General features: G+C 40.1%; 18 protein-coding genes. 3 read left to right on the top strand and 15 right to left on the bottom strand.

The genetic code is table 11. From position 1 onward, the window contains the following. Window positions 1-74 precede the first annotated feature (74 nt). The 9 genes from ACFS5O_RS01130 to ACFS5O_RS01090 all read right to left on the bottom strand — a co-directional run bounded on the left by ACFS5O_RS01130 (window position 75) and on the right by ACFS5O_RS01090 (window position 11,926). Window positions 75-410, bottom strand: coding sequence for a sporulation YhaL family protein (locus ACFS5O_RS01130; RefSeq protein WP_318300077.1), 336 nt, complete (start codon window positions 408-410; stop codon window positions 75-77). Window positions 411-474: 64 nt separating this feature from the next. Then, window positions 475-1,785, bottom strand: a complete 1,311-nt coding sequence (locus ACFS5O_RS01125; RefSeq protein ID WP_205724612.1) for an MDR family MFS transporter — start codon at window positions 1,783-1,785, stop codon at window positions 475-477. Between the two features lie 665 nt (window positions 1,786-2,450). Beyond that, window positions 2,451-3,410 carry a 3'-5' exoribonuclease YhaM gene (gene yhaM, locus ACFS5O_RS01120; protein ID WP_205724611.1) on the bottom strand — a complete coding sequence of 320 codons (960 nt, stop codon included), beginning with the start codon at window positions 3,408-3,410 and terminating at the stop codon, window positions 2,451-2,453. Between the two features lie 102 nt (window positions 3,411-3,512). Further along, window positions 3,513-4,877 carry an ATP-binding protein gene (locus ACFS5O_RS01115; protein WP_205724610.1) on the bottom strand — a complete coding sequence of 455 codons (1,365 nt, stop codon included), beginning with the start codon at window positions 4,875-4,877 and terminating at the stop codon, window positions 3,513-3,515. Further along, window positions 4,874-5,551 (bottom strand): response regulator transcription factor, encoded by a 678-nt coding sequence (locus tag ACFS5O_RS01110; RefSeq protein ID WP_137790546.1) that lies wholly within the window; start codon window positions 5,549-5,551, stop codon window positions 4,874-4,876. The genes ACFS5O_RS01115 and ACFS5O_RS01110 overlap by 4 nt, the downstream gene beginning before the upstream one ends. A gap of 20 nt (window positions 5,552-5,571) precedes the next feature. Beyond that, window positions 5,572-8,427 carry an ATP-binding protein gene (locus ACFS5O_RS01105; RefSeq protein ID WP_205724609.1) on the bottom strand — a complete coding sequence of 952 codons (2,856 nt, stop codon included), beginning with the start codon at window positions 8,425-8,427 and terminating at the stop codon, window positions 5,572-5,574. An 8-nt stretch (window positions 8,428-8,435) separates the two neighbouring features. Then, complete coding sequence (locus ACFS5O_RS01100; RefSeq protein WP_205724608.1) at window positions 8,436-9,653, bottom strand: metallophosphoesterase family protein; 1,218 nt, start codon at window positions 9,651-9,653, stop codon at window positions 8,436-8,438. Window positions 9,654-9,762: 109 nt separating this feature from the next. Further along, entirely contained in the window at window positions 9,763-11,037 is a 1,275-nt protein-coding gene (locus ACFS5O_RS01095; RefSeq protein ID WP_205724607.1) for an ABC transporter permease, read from the bottom strand. Further along, window positions 11,030-11,926: an ABC transporter ATP-binding protein gene (locus ACFS5O_RS01090; RefSeq protein ID WP_205724606.1), complete on the bottom strand. Its 897-nt coding sequence runs from the start codon at window positions 11,924-11,926 to the stop codon at window positions 11,030-11,032. The genes ACFS5O_RS01095 and ACFS5O_RS01090 overlap by 8 nt, the downstream gene beginning before the upstream one ends. A gap of 148 nt (window positions 11,927-12,074) precedes the next feature. Here ACFS5O_RS01090 and ACFS5O_RS01085 point away from each other — a divergent pair, with 148 nt between their 5' ends. Next, window positions 12,075-12,260, top strand: a complete 186-nt coding sequence (locus tag ACFS5O_RS01085) for a YhzD family protein (RefSeq protein ID WP_205724605.1) — start codon at window positions 12,075-12,077, stop codon at window positions 12,258-12,260. A gap of 29 nt (window positions 12,261-12,289) precedes the next feature. Then, window positions 12,290-12,724: a GNAT family N-acetyltransferase gene (locus ACFS5O_RS01080; protein WP_318300076.1), complete on the top strand. Its 435-nt coding sequence runs from the start codon at window positions 12,290-12,292 to the stop codon at window positions 12,722-12,724. 175 nt (window positions 12,725-12,899) lie between these two features. Here the strand turns inward: ACFS5O_RS01080 and ACFS5O_RS01075 are convergent, their stop codons facing one another. From ACFS5O_RS01075 to ACFS5O_RS01050, 6 genes are all read right to left on the bottom strand, one after another. Next, window positions 12,900-14,384, bottom strand: a complete 1,485-nt coding sequence (locus ACFS5O_RS01075; protein ID WP_205724604.1) for an aldehyde dehydrogenase family protein — start codon at window positions 14,382-14,384, stop codon at window positions 12,900-12,902. Window positions 14,385-14,989: 605 nt separating this feature from the next. Then, entirely contained in the window at window positions 14,990-15,841 is an 852-nt protein-coding gene (locus tag ACFS5O_RS01070) for a Cof-type HAD-IIB family hydrolase (RefSeq protein ID WP_205724603.1), read from the bottom strand. A gap of 156 nt (window positions 15,842-15,997) precedes the next feature. Next, window positions 15,998-16,366 (bottom strand): YlbF/YmcA family competence regulator, encoded by a 369-nt coding sequence (locus tag ACFS5O_RS01065; RefSeq protein ID WP_205724602.1) that lies wholly within the window; start codon window positions 16,364-16,366, stop codon window positions 15,998-16,000. Between the two features lie 49 nt (window positions 16,367-16,415). Continuing rightward, window positions 16,416-17,552, bottom strand: a complete 1,137-nt coding sequence (locus tag ACFS5O_RS01060; protein ID WP_205724601.1) for a DUF445 domain-containing protein — start codon at window positions 17,550-17,552, stop codon at window positions 16,416-16,418. 58 nt (window positions 17,553-17,610) lie between these two features. Next, window positions 17,611-18,312 (bottom strand): Dph6-related ATP pyrophosphatase, encoded by a 702-nt coding sequence (locus tag ACFS5O_RS01055; protein WP_205724600.1) that lies wholly within the window; start codon window positions 18,310-18,312, stop codon window positions 17,611-17,613. Beyond that, entirely contained in the window at window positions 18,309-18,950 is a 642-nt protein-coding gene (locus ACFS5O_RS01050; RefSeq protein ID WP_379838506.1) for a polysaccharide deacetylase family protein, read from the bottom strand. The genes ACFS5O_RS01055 and ACFS5O_RS01050 overlap by 4 nt, the downstream gene beginning before the upstream one ends. A gap of 131 nt (window positions 18,951-19,081) precedes the next feature. Here ACFS5O_RS01050 and ACFS5O_RS01045 point away from each other — a divergent pair, with 131 nt between their 5' ends. Further along, entirely contained in the window at window positions 19,082-19,978 is an 897-nt protein-coding gene (locus ACFS5O_RS01045) for a PucR family transcriptional regulator (protein ID WP_205724599.1), read from the top strand. The last annotated feature ends 132 nt before the right edge of the window (window positions 19,979-20,110 follow it).

Raw genomic sequence — 20,110 nt, 5'->3', positions numbered from 1 at the left:
GCTTTCTACGGGCGTAAAAGTAAGCCATACAAAAAGACCTGCCGAAATAAGCAGGTCTTTTCTTTTCTTTTCTTTTATTCTCTTGAATCTAGATCATCTTCTCCGCTCGCAGCAACTAGATCATCTGTATCTTCATGATCTAGAGAAGCTTTAACTGATTCCTGAGCCTTCGCTCTCTCGATACGCTCCATATATACTCTTCCTTCTTCTTCTATCACTCTCTGCTCGATTTCTCGATCTTCCTGAAACAATGTAACAATCCGATACCCGCTATAGATAATGCCGCAAAGCACGAAATACACCCACCATGGAGTCATAGTAAAGAAGTTGCCCACTCCAGCTGAATATTCTTTTAACACAAATGCAGCTATGAGTATGGCACCGAAAAATAAAGCAGCGTATCCTTTCATCGATTAACTCCCCCTTATTAGACAAGCTTTTAATTCAGTCTATGAGGGAGGATTAAAAGATATGTCATGAAAGTACAGGTTCAGCTTTAGAATCTTTCTCCGATTTGTTGGACTCAACCTTTTTATCAAACGCTCGAAACATCAAGTAATAAAGTCCAGCACTTATCACCGCTAAAACAAAAAGAAGGTAAAACGTATTTTCAAAACCAATCCACATCGTTAATGGAATAGAGATCGGTGCGATCGTACGTCCGATTGTAAAGCGCAGACCTGCTGCTGCAAAGTATTGCCCTCTCATGTTTTCAGGAGCAAGTTTAGAAATAAAACTTTCTTGAATTCCAACTACCATCAGCTCAGCGGTCGTAAAGATCACCATGGCAGCAAAAAGGATCCACATCATCGTTGTACTACCGAACACAAGCATCGACACACCATATAGAAGTGCTGAAAGGATAAAGACCCTTCCTTCTTTAAAACGATTCATCCATTTAGCCATCCAAACCGTACATAAAGCTACCATCAGCCCGTTAAGCGAGATCAAATAACCAAACACCTTTTCACCAGTTAACGAAATGTCCCAATTGCCAATGGCAAAAAGCGATTGCTCTGGTACTTTTTCCGTTGTATACACAGCTAGGAGTAGATCCATCTGCATAAAGGTCTGAGCTACAAGAATACCAGCTAAGATAAAGAGCAAAAATAACTTATCACTCGCGATCACTCGATAGTCTTTCAACTGTTCTCCGATCGCCTGGAACCAATTTTTATCCGTCCCAACTTGTTCTAATACTTCCTTTTTTACCGGAACTGTTTCACGAATGTATTTGGCTAAAACGACCGCTAACACAACGCTTACGAGTAAACATGCAAGCAAGAGCTCGAAACGGTAAGAGAAAAAGAAGATACTTCCTAATACCGGACCGAAAACCACCGATATATTGATCGATGTGTAAAACACTGCAAACACTTCACTTCTATGCTTTTCTTCTACAACGTCTGCAATCATCGCGTGACTTGCTGGCCAATACAGAGAACCAAAAAGCCCTAACGCTGAAAAGGCAATAAACGTTAGGATCGGCGAATCTAACCACGGTGAGTTAGCAAGACAGAAAAAGATAAACGTCACTGCCTGACCCCACGCTGAAATCACCATCATCTTCTTTCTTCCATATTTGTCGGCACAATAGCCACCTACAAGGTTAGTAATGACACCTACAACTTGTGACAAGACTAATAATATACCAGCCGTTGTTTTTCCCATCTCATCCGAAAAATAAATCGCCATAAACGGGAAGAACATCCAAAATAATAGATTTACAAAAAATTCTCCAATTAAACGAACCTTAAGATTAGCATCCCAATCTTTCCATCTCATGCTGTTCACTTCTTCCTTTTTGTAATTTCCGACACTGTTGATTTTTCTGATCCGACTTTTGAGCAGTCACTTTCATAAGCAAGCCGTGAATACAGCAATTTTTCAAATGAGAGCATAGAAAAAAGCCTATGAGTATACACAGTTACATGTGCATACCATAAGCTTTTCGTTAAAAAGGCTCGGGATGACACATGGAAAGATTGCTCAAAAGTAGGTAGATCGCATAGCAAAATAAGCCTCCCTAAATGGGACTAGACGTTATTTAGCTTGCTTTCTTACCTTACTTTGAACAATGCTAACCATGAGTCATTGCCTCCTAAAATTTCGTTTCTTAACTTCCAATTCCAAATTTACCATATCTCCCATTTTTACACAATGGGTTAATTTTATAAAATTTGGTGCTTCGTTGTCCTTGTGGGTTGTTGATTTCCGTTTCAGGTTGCTCGCTTTCCGGGGGGCGTGCGGTGAGCCACTTCGTGCTTTGCACCTACAGTGTCTCACCTGTCACGCCTTTAGAAGTTCCTTGCTCCTGCGTCTAAAAGTTAATTCTCCGTAGTAAGCTTTCTCGTCGCATGCCTTGCAAGATGTATCTCTTGTGGTTGGCACGCACCTTACACTTCAATCAACTGTCAATGAAGACATCTAAAACTCTTTAGAAACGGGCCTTAATTTTTAGCAAATTCCCCTTGGAATAGAGGCTTGTATAACGATCGGTTCTCTAGTGCGAACTGCTTATCTGTAAATTCTCCGGGCTGTACCTTTTCGAGAGCGCGGTCCATCATGTTCATTCTAGCGTCAAAATTATCGATCATATGAAGGATCTCAGCTTCACGAATCAGCGGAGCTTTAGGGCTTCCCCACTCAGGTTTACTATGGTGACTTAAAACAAGATGCTGAAGGACTGTTACTTCTTCTCCTTCAATCTCTAACTCATCTGCCGCCTTACCGATCTCGTTCACCATAATTGTAATGTGACCGAGAAGCTTTCCTTCAAGTGTATAAGACGCAGCAACTGGTCCTGACAACTCGATGACTTTTCCAAGGTCATGCAGAATGATACCTGAATATAGCAGATCCGTATCTAGAGATGGGTAAAGTTTGCTGAACGCTTTTGCCATATCCAACATGGATACAACATGAAAAGCAAGGCCTGATACAAACTCATGATGGTTCTTAACCGCTGCAGGGTATTCTAAAAACTCAGCTTGATGTTTCTTTAACAAGTGTCTTGTGATTCTTTGAATATTTGGATTCTTCATCTCAAATATGTATTTGGTGATCGTTTCTACCATCGCGTCTTGGGATAATGGGGCTGTTTCTAGGAAATCACTAATCTTAACACCATCTAGTTCCGTTGCAGGGCGAATGGCTTTAAGTTTCAACTGCATTTTCCCTCTGTAGTTCCCCATCTCACCAGCTAATTTTACGATAGCTTGAGCTGCGTAGAGCTCTTCATCTTCTGGTGAACTATCCCATAGTTTTGCCTCCACATCACCTGTTGTATCTTGAAGGATTAGCGTCAAGAATGGTTTGCCATTGCTTGCCGTTCCTTTTACAGATGATTTGATAAGAAAGAAACCGTCTACGATCTCTCCTACCTTATAAAATGCAAGTCCTTTTTTCATCTTTCACCCCGCCTTTCTTGCTTTAGTATAGCATATCCGTCTATTTATCTACTTGTCACAACACTCTATTTGTAAAGTTTACAACTAGTGAATCATTCTCTTCTAACCTTTTCTTTTAAGGTTAGTGGTAGGAATCTTAATCTGAAAAGCAACTCCTTCTGCTCTATTCTCAGCTACTACTTTTCCTCCATGCAATTCCGCAATTCGTTTTACAATAGCAAGACCCAGTCCAAATTGACCTTTATTGCCCTTACGGAACGGTTGGAAGATCTCTTCTCCCGTTACACCAGTAAGACGTTCTCCATCATTAAACACTTCAATAACACAATCAGATCCGTTATTAAAAGCGGAGAGTCGAATCGTCTGATGAGCATAACGCAATGCGTTCTGAACTAAATTATCAAGCAGGATGCCCCATTGCTCTTTATCGCCGTTCAGATTGTAATGATTACCTGTAATCTCAAAATCGATGTCTTCACGCTGATATCTGAACCGCTCTACAATATCCTCTGCCAGATCACCAAAGTTAAAGTTCTCTTTTGTTAATACATCAAGTTTCATAGCATCAAGCTTTGTATAATACAGCATGTTTTGAACACGCTTTTCCATTCTTTCGGTTTCTTTTAAGATCACGTCCATCATATCTTCCGTTGTATCCTTCGGCATGATGCCATCTTTCACAGATTGAGCGTAACTCTTAATCGTCATGATAGGTGTTTTTAATTCATGAGAAGCATGTTGAATAAACGTTTTTTGTGCATGGTCATGTCTTAACAAGTTTTGACGCATCTCTTCAAACTGTTTGGAAAGGATATAAAATTCATCATCACCCTTCCAATGAAACGGCTCTTGCCAGTTACGTTTAGCGATCTGTTCGAACCGTTTTCCTAAGATGGTGAGTGGTGATCGTAAATAACGTGCTAACCAAATCGCTGGAATGATGGAGAATATGCCTGTGAACAATAAAATCAGTACAAGCCTTAGCCATAATCTGTTGACCATTTGATCGCGATACGTATCCCACATATAGGAGATTAAATACACCTTTTCCCCTTTTACGTTTGTCTTTGTTGTGATCGCATAAAATAGGGTCGCATCTTCATACGTGAGCTCGTAACGACCTTTATTTTTCTTTTGTTTGTATGCTTTTTCAGCCATCTCATAAAGAACTTCTTCAGGTACAGGATCACCCTGTGAGTTGGCGTACTTGTCAACAATCACAACATGTCCGACATCACGAGCTGCATTCCTTCTTTCAATAAAATCAGTTGGAGACTCGCCCTCTCTAGGAAGCTGATTGTTGGGATCCCATACATTCTGCTGTTCGTTCTCAATGATTCGATACGTTTCTTCAGTCAGCGTATCTTTAATGGATAAGGGATAGATGATCGCCGTTAATAGGCCAATCGTAAATATCAGCAGCCCGAATGAAAGCCATATCCGCTGAGTTAGGTTTAAGCGAATCATGACGGTATGATCCTATAACCTGCTCCGTAGACGGTCTCTAAGTTCAATCGAGGCATCTTCTTACGCACGCGTCTGATCACATCATCCACCGCACGTTCAGAGCCAAAATAATCGTCTCCCCACACGTATTCTAAAATCTCTTCTCGCTTACGGGATTTTCCTTTGTTCTCAATCAAATAAAGAAGAACATCGATTTCTTTTCCTGTAAGATTGATCATCTCTCCATCACGTGTGATCTTTCTTGAGATCGGATCGATCATATACCCTGTAATTTCAATGGTTTGAGGCAAGCGGTTACCGGTTTCATAGATTCTCGTTAACAATTTTCTTACGCGAATAACGAGTTCTCTTGGCATGAAAGGCTTCGCTAAGTAATCATCGCTACCTAACTCAAGGCCTACGATACGATCTAAATCTTGGTCTCGAGCAGAAACAAAAATAACAGGAATATCTGAAGTTTTTTTGATTTCTTTAATAATTTCATAGCCATCCATACCTGGCAGCATAATATCTAAAATCCATAGATGAGGTTTCTTCTCTTCAGCACTCTTCAAAGCATCTTCCCCATTGTGAAAAACCGAAACGCTCCAACCCTCTTTTTCCATGTAAGCTTTCAGCACTTGAGCAAGATCTTGTTCATCTTCGACTAAGTAAATGGAATACTCATTTGACATGAGCCATTCCCCTCCTTTGGTTACATTTCAGCGATAACAGTTTGATGTGGCCAATGTATGACAGGAACTTCCGGAACCGTAGATACAATATGTTTATGACAGGTAAAGAACAAGACCTGCCGATCAAACGCCGTTTCTTGTATCAGTTGCAGTGTTCGCTTTGTCCTTAATCCATCAAAGTTAACCGCAATATCATCCATTAAAATCGGGAAGTCTCTTGGTCCAGCATGGTAAGCTACTGCCAATCGGATAGCCAAATACACCTGTTCAGCAGTACCCCGACTTAACTCATGCGGATAAAAGCCTATACCATCCTCATTTAAAACCATTAGTTCATTTTTGTCTGTGAATGTAATAGATTGATATTCACTTTCTGTTATTTTACTAAAATAAACACTGGAAGTCTCTAAAACCGCTGGCAGCTTTGTTTTTTGATAATCTTCCTTCACTTTTGAAAGTGCATGCTGTGCTAGGCGTAAGCTTGCCCACTTTTTCACTAACGTGTTCCACTCTTCTTTAAGCATCTCATATCGATGCAGGTTCTCAGAGTAACTGCCATCTTCAAGCAATTTTCGTAATTCCCAATCCAGTTTCCCTTTTGCTTCAACCTTCTCATCATACTCTTTTTGCTTTTCTTTCACCTGTTCTTCCAAAGTCGAAATATGATGAAGCGTGTTTTCAAGATGTACCGTTACCTTCTCTACCATGGCTACGATTTCATCTTTTAAGAACCCTAACGATATGAATTGATTGTAAAGTGTTTCACGTTCTTCTTTTAACTTGTGGTATCGTTCTTTGTTCTTTCCTTTTACATAAAAGTCAGCTTCATTGCTAACTTTAGCCCTATTCCACAGACTTTGAATCTGATCATCTAAAAAAGAGATCTTTTTCTGGAGCTCATCTTTCCGCTCGAGAAGTTCTTTTTTGTTTTGCTGAATGTGTTCTACTCGTGATTGATTTTTAAGTTGCTTCTCCAATTCGGCATAACAAAAGTTGATCCAGCTTTTTGTATCTTCTTGATGTTCTTCTCCTAATTCCAGAGATAACGAAGAAGCTTTCTCCTCATAATTCCTTTGTTTAAGCGCTATATCCTGGGCTTTATTCTCTGCTTCATTTCTCTGTCTTAACAACTCTTTTAGCTGAAGAACTCGTTTCATATAACCAGATACAAACAGACGCTCTAACTTCCCTCTGAATTCGTGATCGGACGCCCAGCGTTTCGCATGTTCCCAAACAGATGCTTCTTCTACCTCTAAATAATCCAGCCTTTTAGCAAGCTGTACATAAATGTTGTTTTCGTTAGTAAGCTGTAAAGAGAGTTCCAGCCATTGTTTCCTATTTACTTCATCTTCTAACAAGCGTTGATGTACGTGTTTTGGCACTTCTTCACCAGACTGATTCCTCTTTACATACAGAACACTAAGCACTAGCGATAGAATCAGTAGCAGCACACCTGCAAACAAGACTGATGGATGGTTTGAAACCCAGCCCGACCATAAGAGTAAGATGGAAGAAAGAACGGGTAATAGCGTTGTGTAGAAAGCGGTCTTCCGCGTTTCTTTATGATTGGAGTTTTGATACTTTGCATATTCTTCTTCAGAAAGAAGGTTCTTTTTTTGTTTGGCTTCTTCCGTTTCTAACCGCTCCAATTTCATTCTAGAATCTTCTAGCTCGTCTTCTAACCTGCCTTTTTTATCTTGAATCTGTTCATTCTGTCTGATCAAATCTTCTAGATGATGAAGAGATGATAAAGAAAGTGAAAGTTTCTTAAGTTGTTCCTCAGACCACGTTTCACCGATTTCATCAAAAAGTTCTATCTCTTCTTTCCTTAACGCCTGTATGTGACGTTGTAGCTCTTGAAGCTGATAGAAAAGATGTTCATATTCAGGAAGGTAATTAAACAAACGTTTAATCTCTGTCTCATACCTTACAATATTTTCATTACTTATAACGGATCGGAGCTCGGCTGCAGCATCTTGAATACGGCTATCTCCATAGGTTAAGTCACTTTTTAAACGTGAAATTTTTTTTCGTAACTCCTCGTATTGTTGTAGACCGTTTTCTGGAAAAGAAGTTGGTTCATCATCAAACGAGTGTATTTCAACATCAAGCTGTTTGTACTTTTGCAATACTGGCTTTAATTCGAGCAATCTCTTGTAGGAGAGAAGTTCGGTTTGAACCTCTGTTAGTTTTTGTTTAATTCCCTCTAGATCCTTTTCTTGGCCGACTTTCTCGTTTGTTAACGCTTGATAACTCTCATTTTTTTCTTTTAACAGTTGAAGTGATTTTGCTGATGAAGACAGCTGTTCTAACTTTTCATTAATGATTGGTTTTTTGCCTGCTTTTTTAAATAATAGGGCTTGTCTCTTTTCAAAGGACTGTTCGATATCAAGCAGATCACGGTCACCTGAAATCGCGGTACTTAATAAAAAATTGCCGAGTTCTTCTGATGATAACTTATCTAATTTCTGTAACCCATCCAGTCCAAAGCAAAAAGCACCTGTATATAAAGATTGTTCCATTCCGTCCAACAACTGTAGCAGAAATGCCTCTTCTTGCTGTTGCCCATTTTCATCATAAAGCGTGAGATCTCCGGTTACAGTTGAGCGTGCAATTCTCTCAATGGTCCACTTTCCGTGTAATTGATGATGAATGGTAATCTTACCACCCATTCTGTTTCCGTCTTTCGGTTCATAGCGGCGTTGGTTTTGACTTTTTGTCGGAAAACCGTAGAGCATACATTTGATAAAGTCCATCAGTGTTGTTTTTCCAGCTTCGTTTTCTCCGTAAAGAATCTGCAGTCCTTTATCTTCAAAGGAAATTTTGCATTCCTTTAACCCACCGAAGTGATAGATATGAAGAGAAACCAGTTTCATTTTTTCACCTACCTGCTTTTATGAAGTTCAGATAATAACAATTGTTCTGCTTGTTGTTTGATATCTTCCCAATCTTGTTCGTTCAAGTCTATGTATTTTCTAGCAGTTCTGTGTGTCGACAACTCAGAGATCGCTAGTTGCAATTCAGTGTCATCCTCTAGGACACTCAATAAATCTTGAAAAAAGGCAGACCGTTTCATGGATTGTTCTTCTTGAATAGAAGGAGTTGTTACATTCTTAATCGTTACAACATGAACAAAGGAAGTATCATAAACTTCTTCACGTAAAATTTCTTCAAGATCTTCTATAAAAACTCCATCCAAAAGCTCATGATAAAGTGGTGTTTGACCCATCAACTTTATGATGAGGAGGATACCTTTATTTCGCTGTTGATACGTGCTGATCTTTGTTTCACATAGATTGATCACTTCTTGCAGACTATCAACCTCACTTACATCAATTCGACATTCTTGCCATTCCAATTCAGAAGTAGATTGAAACTGACTTTCCACTTCATCATGGTTTAAGGTAACGATGTAACCACCTTTTTCACCTAGTTCGCCACTATGTCTGCCTTGTATATTTCCTGAATAGCGAACAATCGGCTCTAGGTTTAGATCGATTCGTTTATGAATATGGCCGAGCGCCCAATAATCATAGCCTTTCTTTAAAAGCTCTGTTAATAAAAATGGTGCGTATCTGCCATGGCCGCTATATCCATCAGCCTGTCCATGCAAAATTCCAATATGATACAAATCATCTCTTTTTTCGGGGTAGTATAATGTCCGATCATCTGTAACCGCCGCTGTTTCATAGCTAAATCCATGCAGAGCCGCTACTACTCTTCCCTGTTTTTCAAAGTGGAGAGTTTGTATGTGGTTGCCATCAAAAAAGTGCACATTGCTTGGCCACTCTAGATCAACCCATTGACCATCTAATGGATCATGATTGCCATGAACAACATATACGTTTATGTTGTGACTGTTCAATTTCATAAAACAGTTTTTCAAGAACGACTGAGCTTTTAAGCTTCGGTTTCCGCTGTCATAAAGATCTCCTGCGATGACCACAAAATCCACTTCTTCTGAAATCGCGAGCTCGATAAGCCGTTTAAAGGATACGAACGTACTATTAGATAGTCGCTGAAAAAGCCCTTCAGGCAATGAGGAAAGCCCTTTGAAAGGACTATCTAAATGGAGATCTGCACAATGTAAAAACTTTATCATTTCACTCATCCTCTTTTTCTATCATTCTTCCCTTCATTTTAACATATATACGAAAACACGTTCGCTTTCGAATGTGTAAAAAAGAGAGCACGAGGCTCTCTTCTTTTGATTAAATGTCGGTTGTATTTTTCTTTTCTTGCTTGGATAAGAGAAGGGCTTGCTTGAACAACTTCAAGGAAGGTGCGTTTCCGTACATCAAAACACCACCGCGATATACTCGAGCACCAATGATTGCGAACAAGAAAATGGCTCCAATTAAAACGCTGATTCCGAGTGCTACTTCCCAAACCGGTAATGAAAGCATCCCTACGCGAAGCAGCATGAGCATCGGTGTGAAAAGCGGGAAGTAAGATGCAGCAGCAACAAAACCAGACTCTGGATTTTCTCTGCCGAACATGGCGATCATAAATGCTGCCACGATTACGATCACTACAGGTGTCATCAAATTATTTACTTCTTCAACTCTGCTGATCAATGAACCAAGCATCGCAAAGAGAGTAGCGTATAGGAAGAATCCTAAAATGAAAAACACTAGAGCATAGATGATTAATGACGTTGGAATCTCATTCAGCTTTAGTTCATTTATGATACTCTCGCTTCCGCTAAGCTGACCGTTTAATTTTACTGCCAGAAACCCTCCCGCAACAAACAACGCAAGCTGAGTTAATGCGACGAGTACGATACCAAAGATCTTCCCAAACATTTGCGTAACTGGCGATACAGAAGAAATCAGTATTTCCATAACACGTGAAGATTTTTCTGTTGCCACCTCTACGGCTATCATACTTCCATACATCATAACGGCCATGTACATGAAAAATAAAACCACGTAGACTAAGATGTATACTTGGGCTGCCTCTTCCTCACTTTTCGCTGAATCAGACAATGACTCTTTAGCAAAAGAAACCGGCGAATAAATAGCAGCAAGTTGTTCTTGGTTCAATCCAATGGACTCAGCGGCTGATTTGTTCTTAATCTGCTGCAACGCTAACTCTACATCTGCGATCAAACTCTGTTGTGTTACATCTTCTGCTTTATATGTTCCTGTGATGATACCTGAAGCATCACGATCGAGGATTAAAAAGCCTTCTATCTTCCCATCAAGTACTGCTTTTTCTGCTTCACTCTCTGATTTTGTGAACGCTTCTGCTTTCAGATCATCACTCGTTTGCTTAAGCTGTGTTTGAAGAGCTGGGAGCGTATCTCCTGTTTGGTCGATTACGCCAATTTTAGAAACCTCATCTTCACCGAACATTTTTGTGATCTCGTTCATATTCGTTATTACAAATAGCAGACCGATTGTAATCAGTGTTGTGATCAGGAATGGTTTTGACTTTATTTTAGAACGATATGTATGCATCATTACGGTCATAAACTTACTCATGAACAACACCTACTTTCTCGATGAAGATATCATTTAACGAAGGTTCCTCAAGTTCAAACTTCCTTACGAACCCTTTTGATTGAATAGCCTGGAATAAATCTTTTGCCACTTCTTCTCGATCCACTTGAAGAATGATTCCGTCCCCTGTTGAACGATGCTTGATAACTCCAGCCGTATCTTTCAGATAAGTTAGATCAAAGTCTGCTTTAACAGAAACGTTCTTTTTCCCAAAAGATCGCTTGATTTCTTTTAGATTTCCTTGAACCACTGACTTTCCTCTATGCATGATGCACAGATGCTGACATAGCTCTTCTACATGCTCCATTCGGTGAGAGGAGAAAACAATCGTCGTTCCTTCTTTTTTCAGCTCATGAACAGCACTCTTTAGAAGCTCAACGTTCACAGGGTCTAGTCCGCTAAACGGTTCATCTAAGATCAAAAGTTCCGGTCGATGAAGAACAGCCGCAATGAACTGAATTTTTTGCTGATTTCCTTTAGACAACGCTTCTACTTTCTTATTTAAATACTCTTCTGCTCCGAAGCGCTTTAACCACTTATCCGTCTGTTCTTGAATTTGTGATCGCGTCATACCACGCAACTGCCCGAGATAGATCAACTGCTCTCTAACTGTCAGCTTTGGATATAATCCTCTTTCTTCGGGTAGATACCCTATAAGATCGCTTGTCTCATACGAGATTTCTTTATCGTTCCATGTAATTCTTCCTTGTGATGGTGTTAATAATCCTAAGATCATACGGAATGTCGTCGTTTTCCCCGCACCATTCGCACCTAACAACCCGAAGATTTCGCCTTTAGGAATCTGTAAGTTAATTCCGTCAACAGCTGTAAAACTACCAAACTGTTTTCTTACTTCGTTAATGGTCAACATGACTAAATCCCTCCCGCTGTAAAATATACCATATATTCCTAGTACGTTGTGGCAGCACCTTAAGTTTCATACAAATTCTTAAGTTTATAGCAGGAAAAATTCGTCGAATGTTGAAATCAAATTTAGATACGAAAGGAGTTCGATCATCATGAATACATACGCACTAACGGTATACGAAAGTAACGGAGAGAAAATATTGGATGAAACAATTTCTGCACCGAATGATTCTAAAGCAAAAGAGCAAGGAGAAGCCCGTTTGGCTGAACTGAACATGCAAGAAAAAACGCATCGTCTGACTTCACCAAAGGGACAGTTGCTTCTTTTCCATCGCTAATGAAACTCATGGAAACGAGGGAGAATACAGTGAGTGAAGTGATTCTACGTGAAGCTCGATACGATGACAGTTACGAACTTTCTTATTTAATGGGAGAGCTTGGTTATCCTACAAAGCCCGAAGAGATGACAGAGCGATTAGAAACGCTACTTCCTAATTCGGCTTATGCTTGTTTTGTGGCTAGTGTAAACGACCAAGTGATTGGGATGATAGGCCTTACAAAAGGGATATACTTTGAAAAAAACGGATGCTACGCTCGCATTTCTGCTCTTGTGGTAAGTGAAGAGTTCAGAGGAAACGGCATCGGTAAGGAGCTCGTTCGTCATGGAGAAGAATGGGCAAAAGAGCAAGGCTGTACGGCGATCTTGCTTAATAGCGGAAAACAAAGAACAGACACCCATGAATTTTATCGCAGTTTGGATTATGATGATACAGGGTTGCGATTCATTAAGGTAATGCTTTAATAATCAGTTGCTTAGAAACGTATAAATTGTTCATTCTACATGATCACCGAGAAAACCAAACGGATGAAGAGATTCACCGCTTATTAATGAACAATGAAAAAACCGGATGCTGGATCTAGCACCCGGTTTTTCCTATTATCCGCTCAATTTTTTGACCCCGTAATTCTTATGTTGTCTATTTAAGGTTAACCCAAACGCTCTTTACTTCTGTGTAGTTGTTTAATGCATAAGATCCCATTTCACGTCCGATACCAGATTGCTTGTATCCACCGAATGGTGATGCAGCATCAAACGCATTATAGCAGTTCACCCATACTGTACCAGCTCGAAGCTTGTTCGATACATAATGGGCTGTTTTTAGATTCTCTGTCCATAGTCCTGCAGCAAGACCATACTCAGAGTCGTTTGCACGTGAGATCACATCATCTAAGTCTTCAAACGGCATTGCAGCCACAACTGGTCCGAAGATCTCTTCTTTTGCGATCGTCATCTTATCATCAACATCGGCGAAGATTGTCGGCTCAACAAAGTATCCTTTGTCAAAAGGTGTTGTTCCTCCTGTTAACAATTCTGCACCTTCATCTTGTCCTTTTTGGATATAGCCAAGAACGCGGTTATGCTGCTCTTGAGATACGAGCGGCCCCATCGTAGTATCTGGATCTAACCCAGGACCTTGCTTGATTTTTTTCGCATGAGACACAAGGTCTGCTACGACATTATCAAACGATTTCTTTTGGATATATAGACGTGAACCCGCACAGCAAACTTGTCCTTGGTTGAACATGATTCCGCTTAGTGCCCCAGGAATCGCACGGCTCATGTCAGCATCCGGCAAAATAATATTTGGCGATTTTCCGCCAAGCTCAAGCGTTACACGCTTTAATGAGTTCGACGCGTTACGCATGATCAGCTTTCCTACTTCCGTGGAACCTGTAAATGCGATCTTGTCCACGTTTGGATGATCAACTAATGCCGCACCTGTTTCACCAGCACCCGTTACAACGTTTAACACACCTTCAGGAAACCCTGCTTCTTGTGCTAATTGTGCCAAGTAGAGTGCAGAAAGAGGTGTTTGCTCAGCCGGCTTCAGTACGACCGTACATCCCGTCGCAAGTGCTGCACCAAGCTTCCAAGCTGCCATCAATAATGGGAAGTTCCAAGGAATGATCTGACCAACTACACCAAGGGCTTCATGGCGTGTATAATTGAAGAAACTTCCTGCTACAGGAATCGTCTGTCCCACAATTTTTGTTGCCCACCCTGCATAATAGCGGAAATGCTCAATTGCAAGCGGAACATCTGCGTTCATCGTTTCGCGAATTGGTTTCCCATTATCCAATGTATCAAGCTGCGCTAATTCTTCTTTATTCTCTTCCATTAATTCTGCTAATTTGTAGATTAAGTAACTGCGCTTTGAAGCAGGCATCTTGGACCAATACCCTGTTTCAAAAGCTGCTCTTGCCGCTTTTACTGCTTTGTCGATATCTTCAGTTCCACCTTCAGATACAACTGCTAATACTTCTCCAGTTGAAGGGTTTAACGTTTCAAATGTTTTTCCGCTAGCAGAGCTGACCCATTCCCCATTGATAAAATGTTTTTTCGTTCCGTTAAGAAACTCGGCCACCTTTGGTTTTAATTGAAGGTCTACTGTTTTTTCCATTTGAATCCTCCCTTTACATTGTGGTTCTTACATAAATATTATTCGTCACGATCCATGAAAACCCTTTCATTTTCTACATTTGTAATAAAACTGAAACGTTTTTTACGAAATTCGACGGGAGGTGTCGAAAGAACTCTATTTGTATGTAATTAATGGACTGGCCATCAGAATCTCAAGAATCGCTCACAAATTTCAAGAACCGCTCATAAATCTCAGGAATCGCTCACAAATTTCAAGAACCGCTCACAAATCTCTAGAATCGCTCACAAATCCCAAGAATCGCTCACAAATCTCAGGAATCGTTCACAAATTTCAAGAATCGCTCATAAATCTCAAGAATCGCTCATAAATCTCAAGAATCGCTCACAAATTTCAAGAATCGCTCACAAATCCCAAGAACCGCTCACAAATCTCTAGAATCGCTCACAAATCTCAGGAATCGCTCACAAATCTCAGGAATCGCTCACAAATCTCTAGAACCGCTCACAAATTTCAAGAATCGCTCACAAATTCGCAGAAATGTCCCTCTCCACTTTTACCTACACACAAAAAAAGACTCCTCTCAGACAAAATGTCTAAAAAGAGCCCTCTTTATTATTAATAAATTATCGTTTCATCGTCTGGAAGCGCATCTGCTTGCGGAACACTTCTTTTACCATGTACGGTACGCCTAACTGGTCGTTTGTACGCGTGATCCACTTCGCTTTTCTTTTCACTTCATCCGGTGCGTTTGCCATCGCTACACCTAGACCTGCAAACTCAATCATATCTAGATCATTATACGAATCCCCGATCGCTACCATCTCATTTGGAGCGATCCCAAGTTTCTCGCCAAGGAATCTTAAGGCATTTCCTTTTGTTACTTTTTTAGCTGTGATCTCTAACTGACATTTTGCCGATGAAGAATACTCAAAGTCTGGCATATGCTCTTTTAGATACTTCATAGCAGACTCGCATTCTTTCTCATCAAAGAACTGTACATCCATCTTTGGCGGTGCCACTTCTTGTGAGAGAACATAGTCTCCCAGATTCTCTGTAAAAGATACAGGATAGAACAGCGGATCCCCTGTGCTTAATGTTAATTTCGCAACGAGCTGACTTTTTTGCTTGAGTTGATTTCCTACAGAGAAGCGCTCATGGACGACACGCATGTGGCATTCATAATTTCCAAGCACTTCTACCAATCTATAAGTATCCTCGACCGATAACCTTTTCTCTTGAAGAGGTTCATCAAGAGATGAAGCAATGAATCCACCATTATGACTGATCAAATAACTGTCGATCTTTAACGCTTTTGCGATCTTTTGTGTAGATGGAAAACTCCTGCCCGAAGCGAGTGTGACATAGACCCCTTTTTGCTGCACATAATCAATGGCTTCTTTCGTTTCTTTATCGATACGGAAATTGCTTCGCAGTAGGGTTCCGTCGATGTCAATCGCTAGTAAACGGTATACCATGATGCGCTCCCCCCATTTCGCGAAAATATAGTATAAGAACTCGTGTTAAGTTTATGACCTTGAAACATGCTTTAGAACGCGGACAAACCTAAGAAATATTAGGCAAAAGAAAAACCCCCTGCTACAAAAGTAACAGGGGGTTAAATCAGCACATCATTATTGCTGTTGTCCGTCTTGTTCAACCATTGGTCCGTAAAGCTCTTCCAGTGGCTTTGTGATTACCTTATTTAGATCATTGATGATCATACTCATGCGTTGCTCAGCTGCCATAAGCTTTGAGATCGTTTCGTTCTGCTGTACATCAGCAAAAAGCTTTTGAGCTTCTTCAATCTCTTCAGGAGTTACTTCCTGACCGTTCATTTGTTTTTGTTGAAGATTAACTTGAATATCACGGAATTTACCGAAAAGCTCTTTCGTTTCCGGATTGTTATTTACTTCATCATAGCTTTGTTTTAAAGCTGTAAAGTCCTCACTATTGCGCAATGCTTTTTCTAAGTCGTAAGCAACATCATATACGTTTGCCATTGGTAAAATACCTCCTATTGATTAACTACGGTACCCACTATAACAGACTCTACAAAAATAGTACAAGGATACCTTGAAATACACCGATAATTCCACCTAACAAAGCGCCAAGCCATGTTATCATCTTAAGTTCACTTTTCGCGATCGAGATGATGATTTCCTCTAAACGCTCCAGCGAAAAAGCCTCAACTTGTTCTTCCACAATCTTCGCAAGATGCATCTTTTCAAGCAGCATCTCTAATCGATCGACAAATAGGTCTAAGCCTGCAGATACTGCTTTTGGTGTTAGGTCATTCACAATCCAGCTCTCAACCGAACTCGCTAATGAAGAGACAGGTGTGTTTAGATATTCTTCAATGGGCAGTCTAGCTGTAATTTCTTTTGCTAAACCCGTCGTCATCTCAGTCATGTTAAAAAGCCCGAATGCCTCGTCCATTCTTTTTTCCATAAAGTCGCGATACTCTCGTTTGATGAGATTCAGCAAGGTCTCACGTGTATTTTCATGCTTCATGAACTTGATCAGTTCGGGTTGTACTTTGTCTGCAATGCTTACATTTCCAAAGAACATAGACACCACGTTAACGAGCATCCCTTTATCCATTAGAAAGGCATCAATGCCACTCGCAAGTGATTTCCGGCCTTCTTCACTTTCTAAATAAAGAACACCTTTATTCAATAGCCAATCTACGACCTCTGGTAGCTTTTCTTCCCCTCTGGCAACAAATTTTTCTGGCAGAACATCTTTCATTTCCTTACCATTTGATTCCTGAAGCATTCTATTCATTCGAGAACTCAGCCATGCTTCGGTTGTTGCTTGGATTCGGTTCTGAACATCATCCACACCAAAATCTTGTTTAAGCAGATCACTGATCGTCATATCACTCTTTAAGAAGCGTTTCAGTTCGACCTGAACGAGTTCAGTCATCTCTTTGCGAAATTCACCATCGTTAATTTTCGCCTGCACACCATCGGCGGTTAATAGATGCTTGGTTACGGTCTCACCCAACTGCACGGCAAGTTGTTTTCTTCGCTTCGGTATGAGTCCAGGTGTAAATGGGACTCTAAATTTACCAATATATAAGGTATTGAATGGGCGAAATAACATGCGGATCGCAATAGAGTTTGTTAGTCCACCAATAAAAGCACCGACAATCGCCATGATTCCAATCGAAATCCATACGTCCATACTTTTGTCTCCAATACTTTAGATTCTATTTTCCAAGTATATGTGAACGGTAATCGTGCTAGCTATTATCGACCCTTTCTAGAAGGATATCCACATAATAAAAACGATCTTCCTTACTGAAAATATCCTTGACCATTCGCGTCTCCCCTAACGTATACGTAACAGGAAAGGAAAAGTTCGGTCCATCAAAAACAAACGTGTGAAATTCTCCGTTCTCACCACATATATCATGTTTCTTCGGATAGTCTTCTATAAACTGCTCGTCTATGACACGGCCAGTAAAAGAGGCATCTATTTTTAATGTATCTGAGCAACACACAACAGTCTTAAACCCTTCACTCAAAAACTCCTCAATAATTTGCTCAGAACTCTCACCCCATAACGGGAAAATTGGAGTGATACCTGTACCGTCTAACATGGTTTCACGGTACTTTTTTACATCCTCTAAAAAAATATCTCCGAACATGATGTGCTGTATACCATCAGCCTTAATGTCGTCAACAGCTTGTGCCATTCTTTGTTGGTACAGTTCATTCGGACAATCTTTTGGGATCCAAACTGCCCGGAGCGGAAGACCCAGTGATTTTGCCTGCATCTCTAGAAGTTCATTACGAACGCCATGCATGGTTGTGCGCTCGTAGTCCTCTGTTAACGTTGTGAGTAAGGAATCAATCTCCCATTCTTTAGACTTCTGCAGTCGATACAGAGCTAATATAGAGTCTTTTCCACCACTGAATGAAACGACAATTTTTTTCTTCATCTAGGACCCTCCCTATTTAACGATTTAGGAGGCAATACGAACTGATAGCCTTCTCGTTTTAATTCAGAAATCAATTCATCTAAAATTTCTACGGTTTGCTTTAATTCATGAAGCAGAATAACAGAGCCATCCTCAGCATGATTCAAGATGTTATGAACAATGTGTAAAGGATCTTTTTTGTGTTCCCAATCCAGACCCGCCACTTCCCATAAAAAAGGAATCACATTGAGCTCCTTCAGAACATCCAATGTGTCTTCATTAAACTGTCCATAAGGCGGACGAAAATATTTTACTTCTTGCCCCGTAAGAGTCTTTAACTGATTCAAATTCGTAGAAATATCATGAAGCTGGTCCCTATAAGAACGTCTCGTTAAAACCCGATGGCGCAATGAATGCCCACCGATCATATGCCCTTCATCAATCACACGTTTCCAAGGACGCTTTTTATGCAATAACTTTGATTGCCAAAAGAACAATGCTTTTACTTGGTGTTTCTTTAGGATATCTAGCAGTTCAACCAAAACAGAGGATGGTCCATCATCAAATGTAAGAATCAATGATTTTGTTCCTTTAGGTGAATCCTGCTGGTCCCAATTTTTTTTATTTGTCCAGATTTCTTTATTTTCCCAGTCGTACACGACCGTTGCAGAAGTTACTCAAGGACACGTTTTCATGGTGTCTCCCCCTTCTTGGGAATCTGTTAGTTTAGTTAACCACTTAACATTGCTATAATAATAGCAAGCTTTTTCTTGAAAGGATATGAAAAAGGATGCTCGATAAGCTCAAGAAACACTATAAGAATTCTATGACAACAGACGTCTCCCAGCAGTCTGGCTTTTACTGGTTCCTTTCAGATGACAGCGAACCGTTCGGTATTTCTAAATCTGCTGTTTCGGAATCAGAACTAACATTACTTCGCTCCATGTTTAATACCTATGAAAATGATAATCTTGCAAATACTTTTTCAGCGCAACAGTTAAAATGGAGATCGCTCCTTTTTGATGAAAAAGCTACAACAGAAGAGGGCTTCTATCGATTTGTTCACTTTTTTAGTAAGCAGCCGATCACAGATTATGCTTCTTTTTCAGAAGCGGTCAATGGACTTTTTCCTGAGGATGCCGTTCTCCTTCTTAACAGAGATCTTAAGAGTGGCGTTATTATTGAAACATCAAAACAGGAATTTAGCGAGACACCTTATGAAGCGTTAAAAGACATGCTCTCTACAGACTTTTATTTAGATATTTCTATCTATATTGGGTGCTATAACAATCAACTTCGTCGCGCAAAAGAAACGTATACAAGAGAACAGCAACAATTTTTAGACGTGCGGAATCGTTTGATGCCGAAATCCATATATACAGTAGCAGATATCGTTCCTTATATTCTTCTTCAGTCCGCAAGCCCTATGGCCGATCAAACATTAACATCACTTGTAGAAGAATGGAGAGAAGAAGACGAGGAAACGTTAAAAAGCATCAAAGTATTTGTTGAGTGCAATCTTAATGTCTCGTTAGCAGCGAAGCAATTATATATTCACCGAAACAGCCTTCAATATCGTGTGGAAAAGTTTTATGACAAAACAGGAATTGATGTGAAACAACTGAAGAACGCACTCACCGTGTACTTAGCGATTCTACTTATTGAACAAAAAGAGAGAAATGTGTAAAAGTTGCTTCCATTTTCCGAAGCAGCTTTTTTACAAACGTAAATTTCTTTTAAAGACGACAAAACCCCTTTTTACAAATAAAGGAATAAGACCCCCTATGTCGAATTATTTCTAAAAAATAGAGATAACGTG

Source organism: Fictibacillus nanhaiensis, from assembly GCF_042686385.1.
GTDB lineage: Bacteria > Bacillota > Bacilli > Bacillales > Fictibacillaceae > Fictibacillus > Fictibacillus nanhaiensis.
This window is presented reverse-complemented; position numbering and strand designations above follow the sequence as displayed.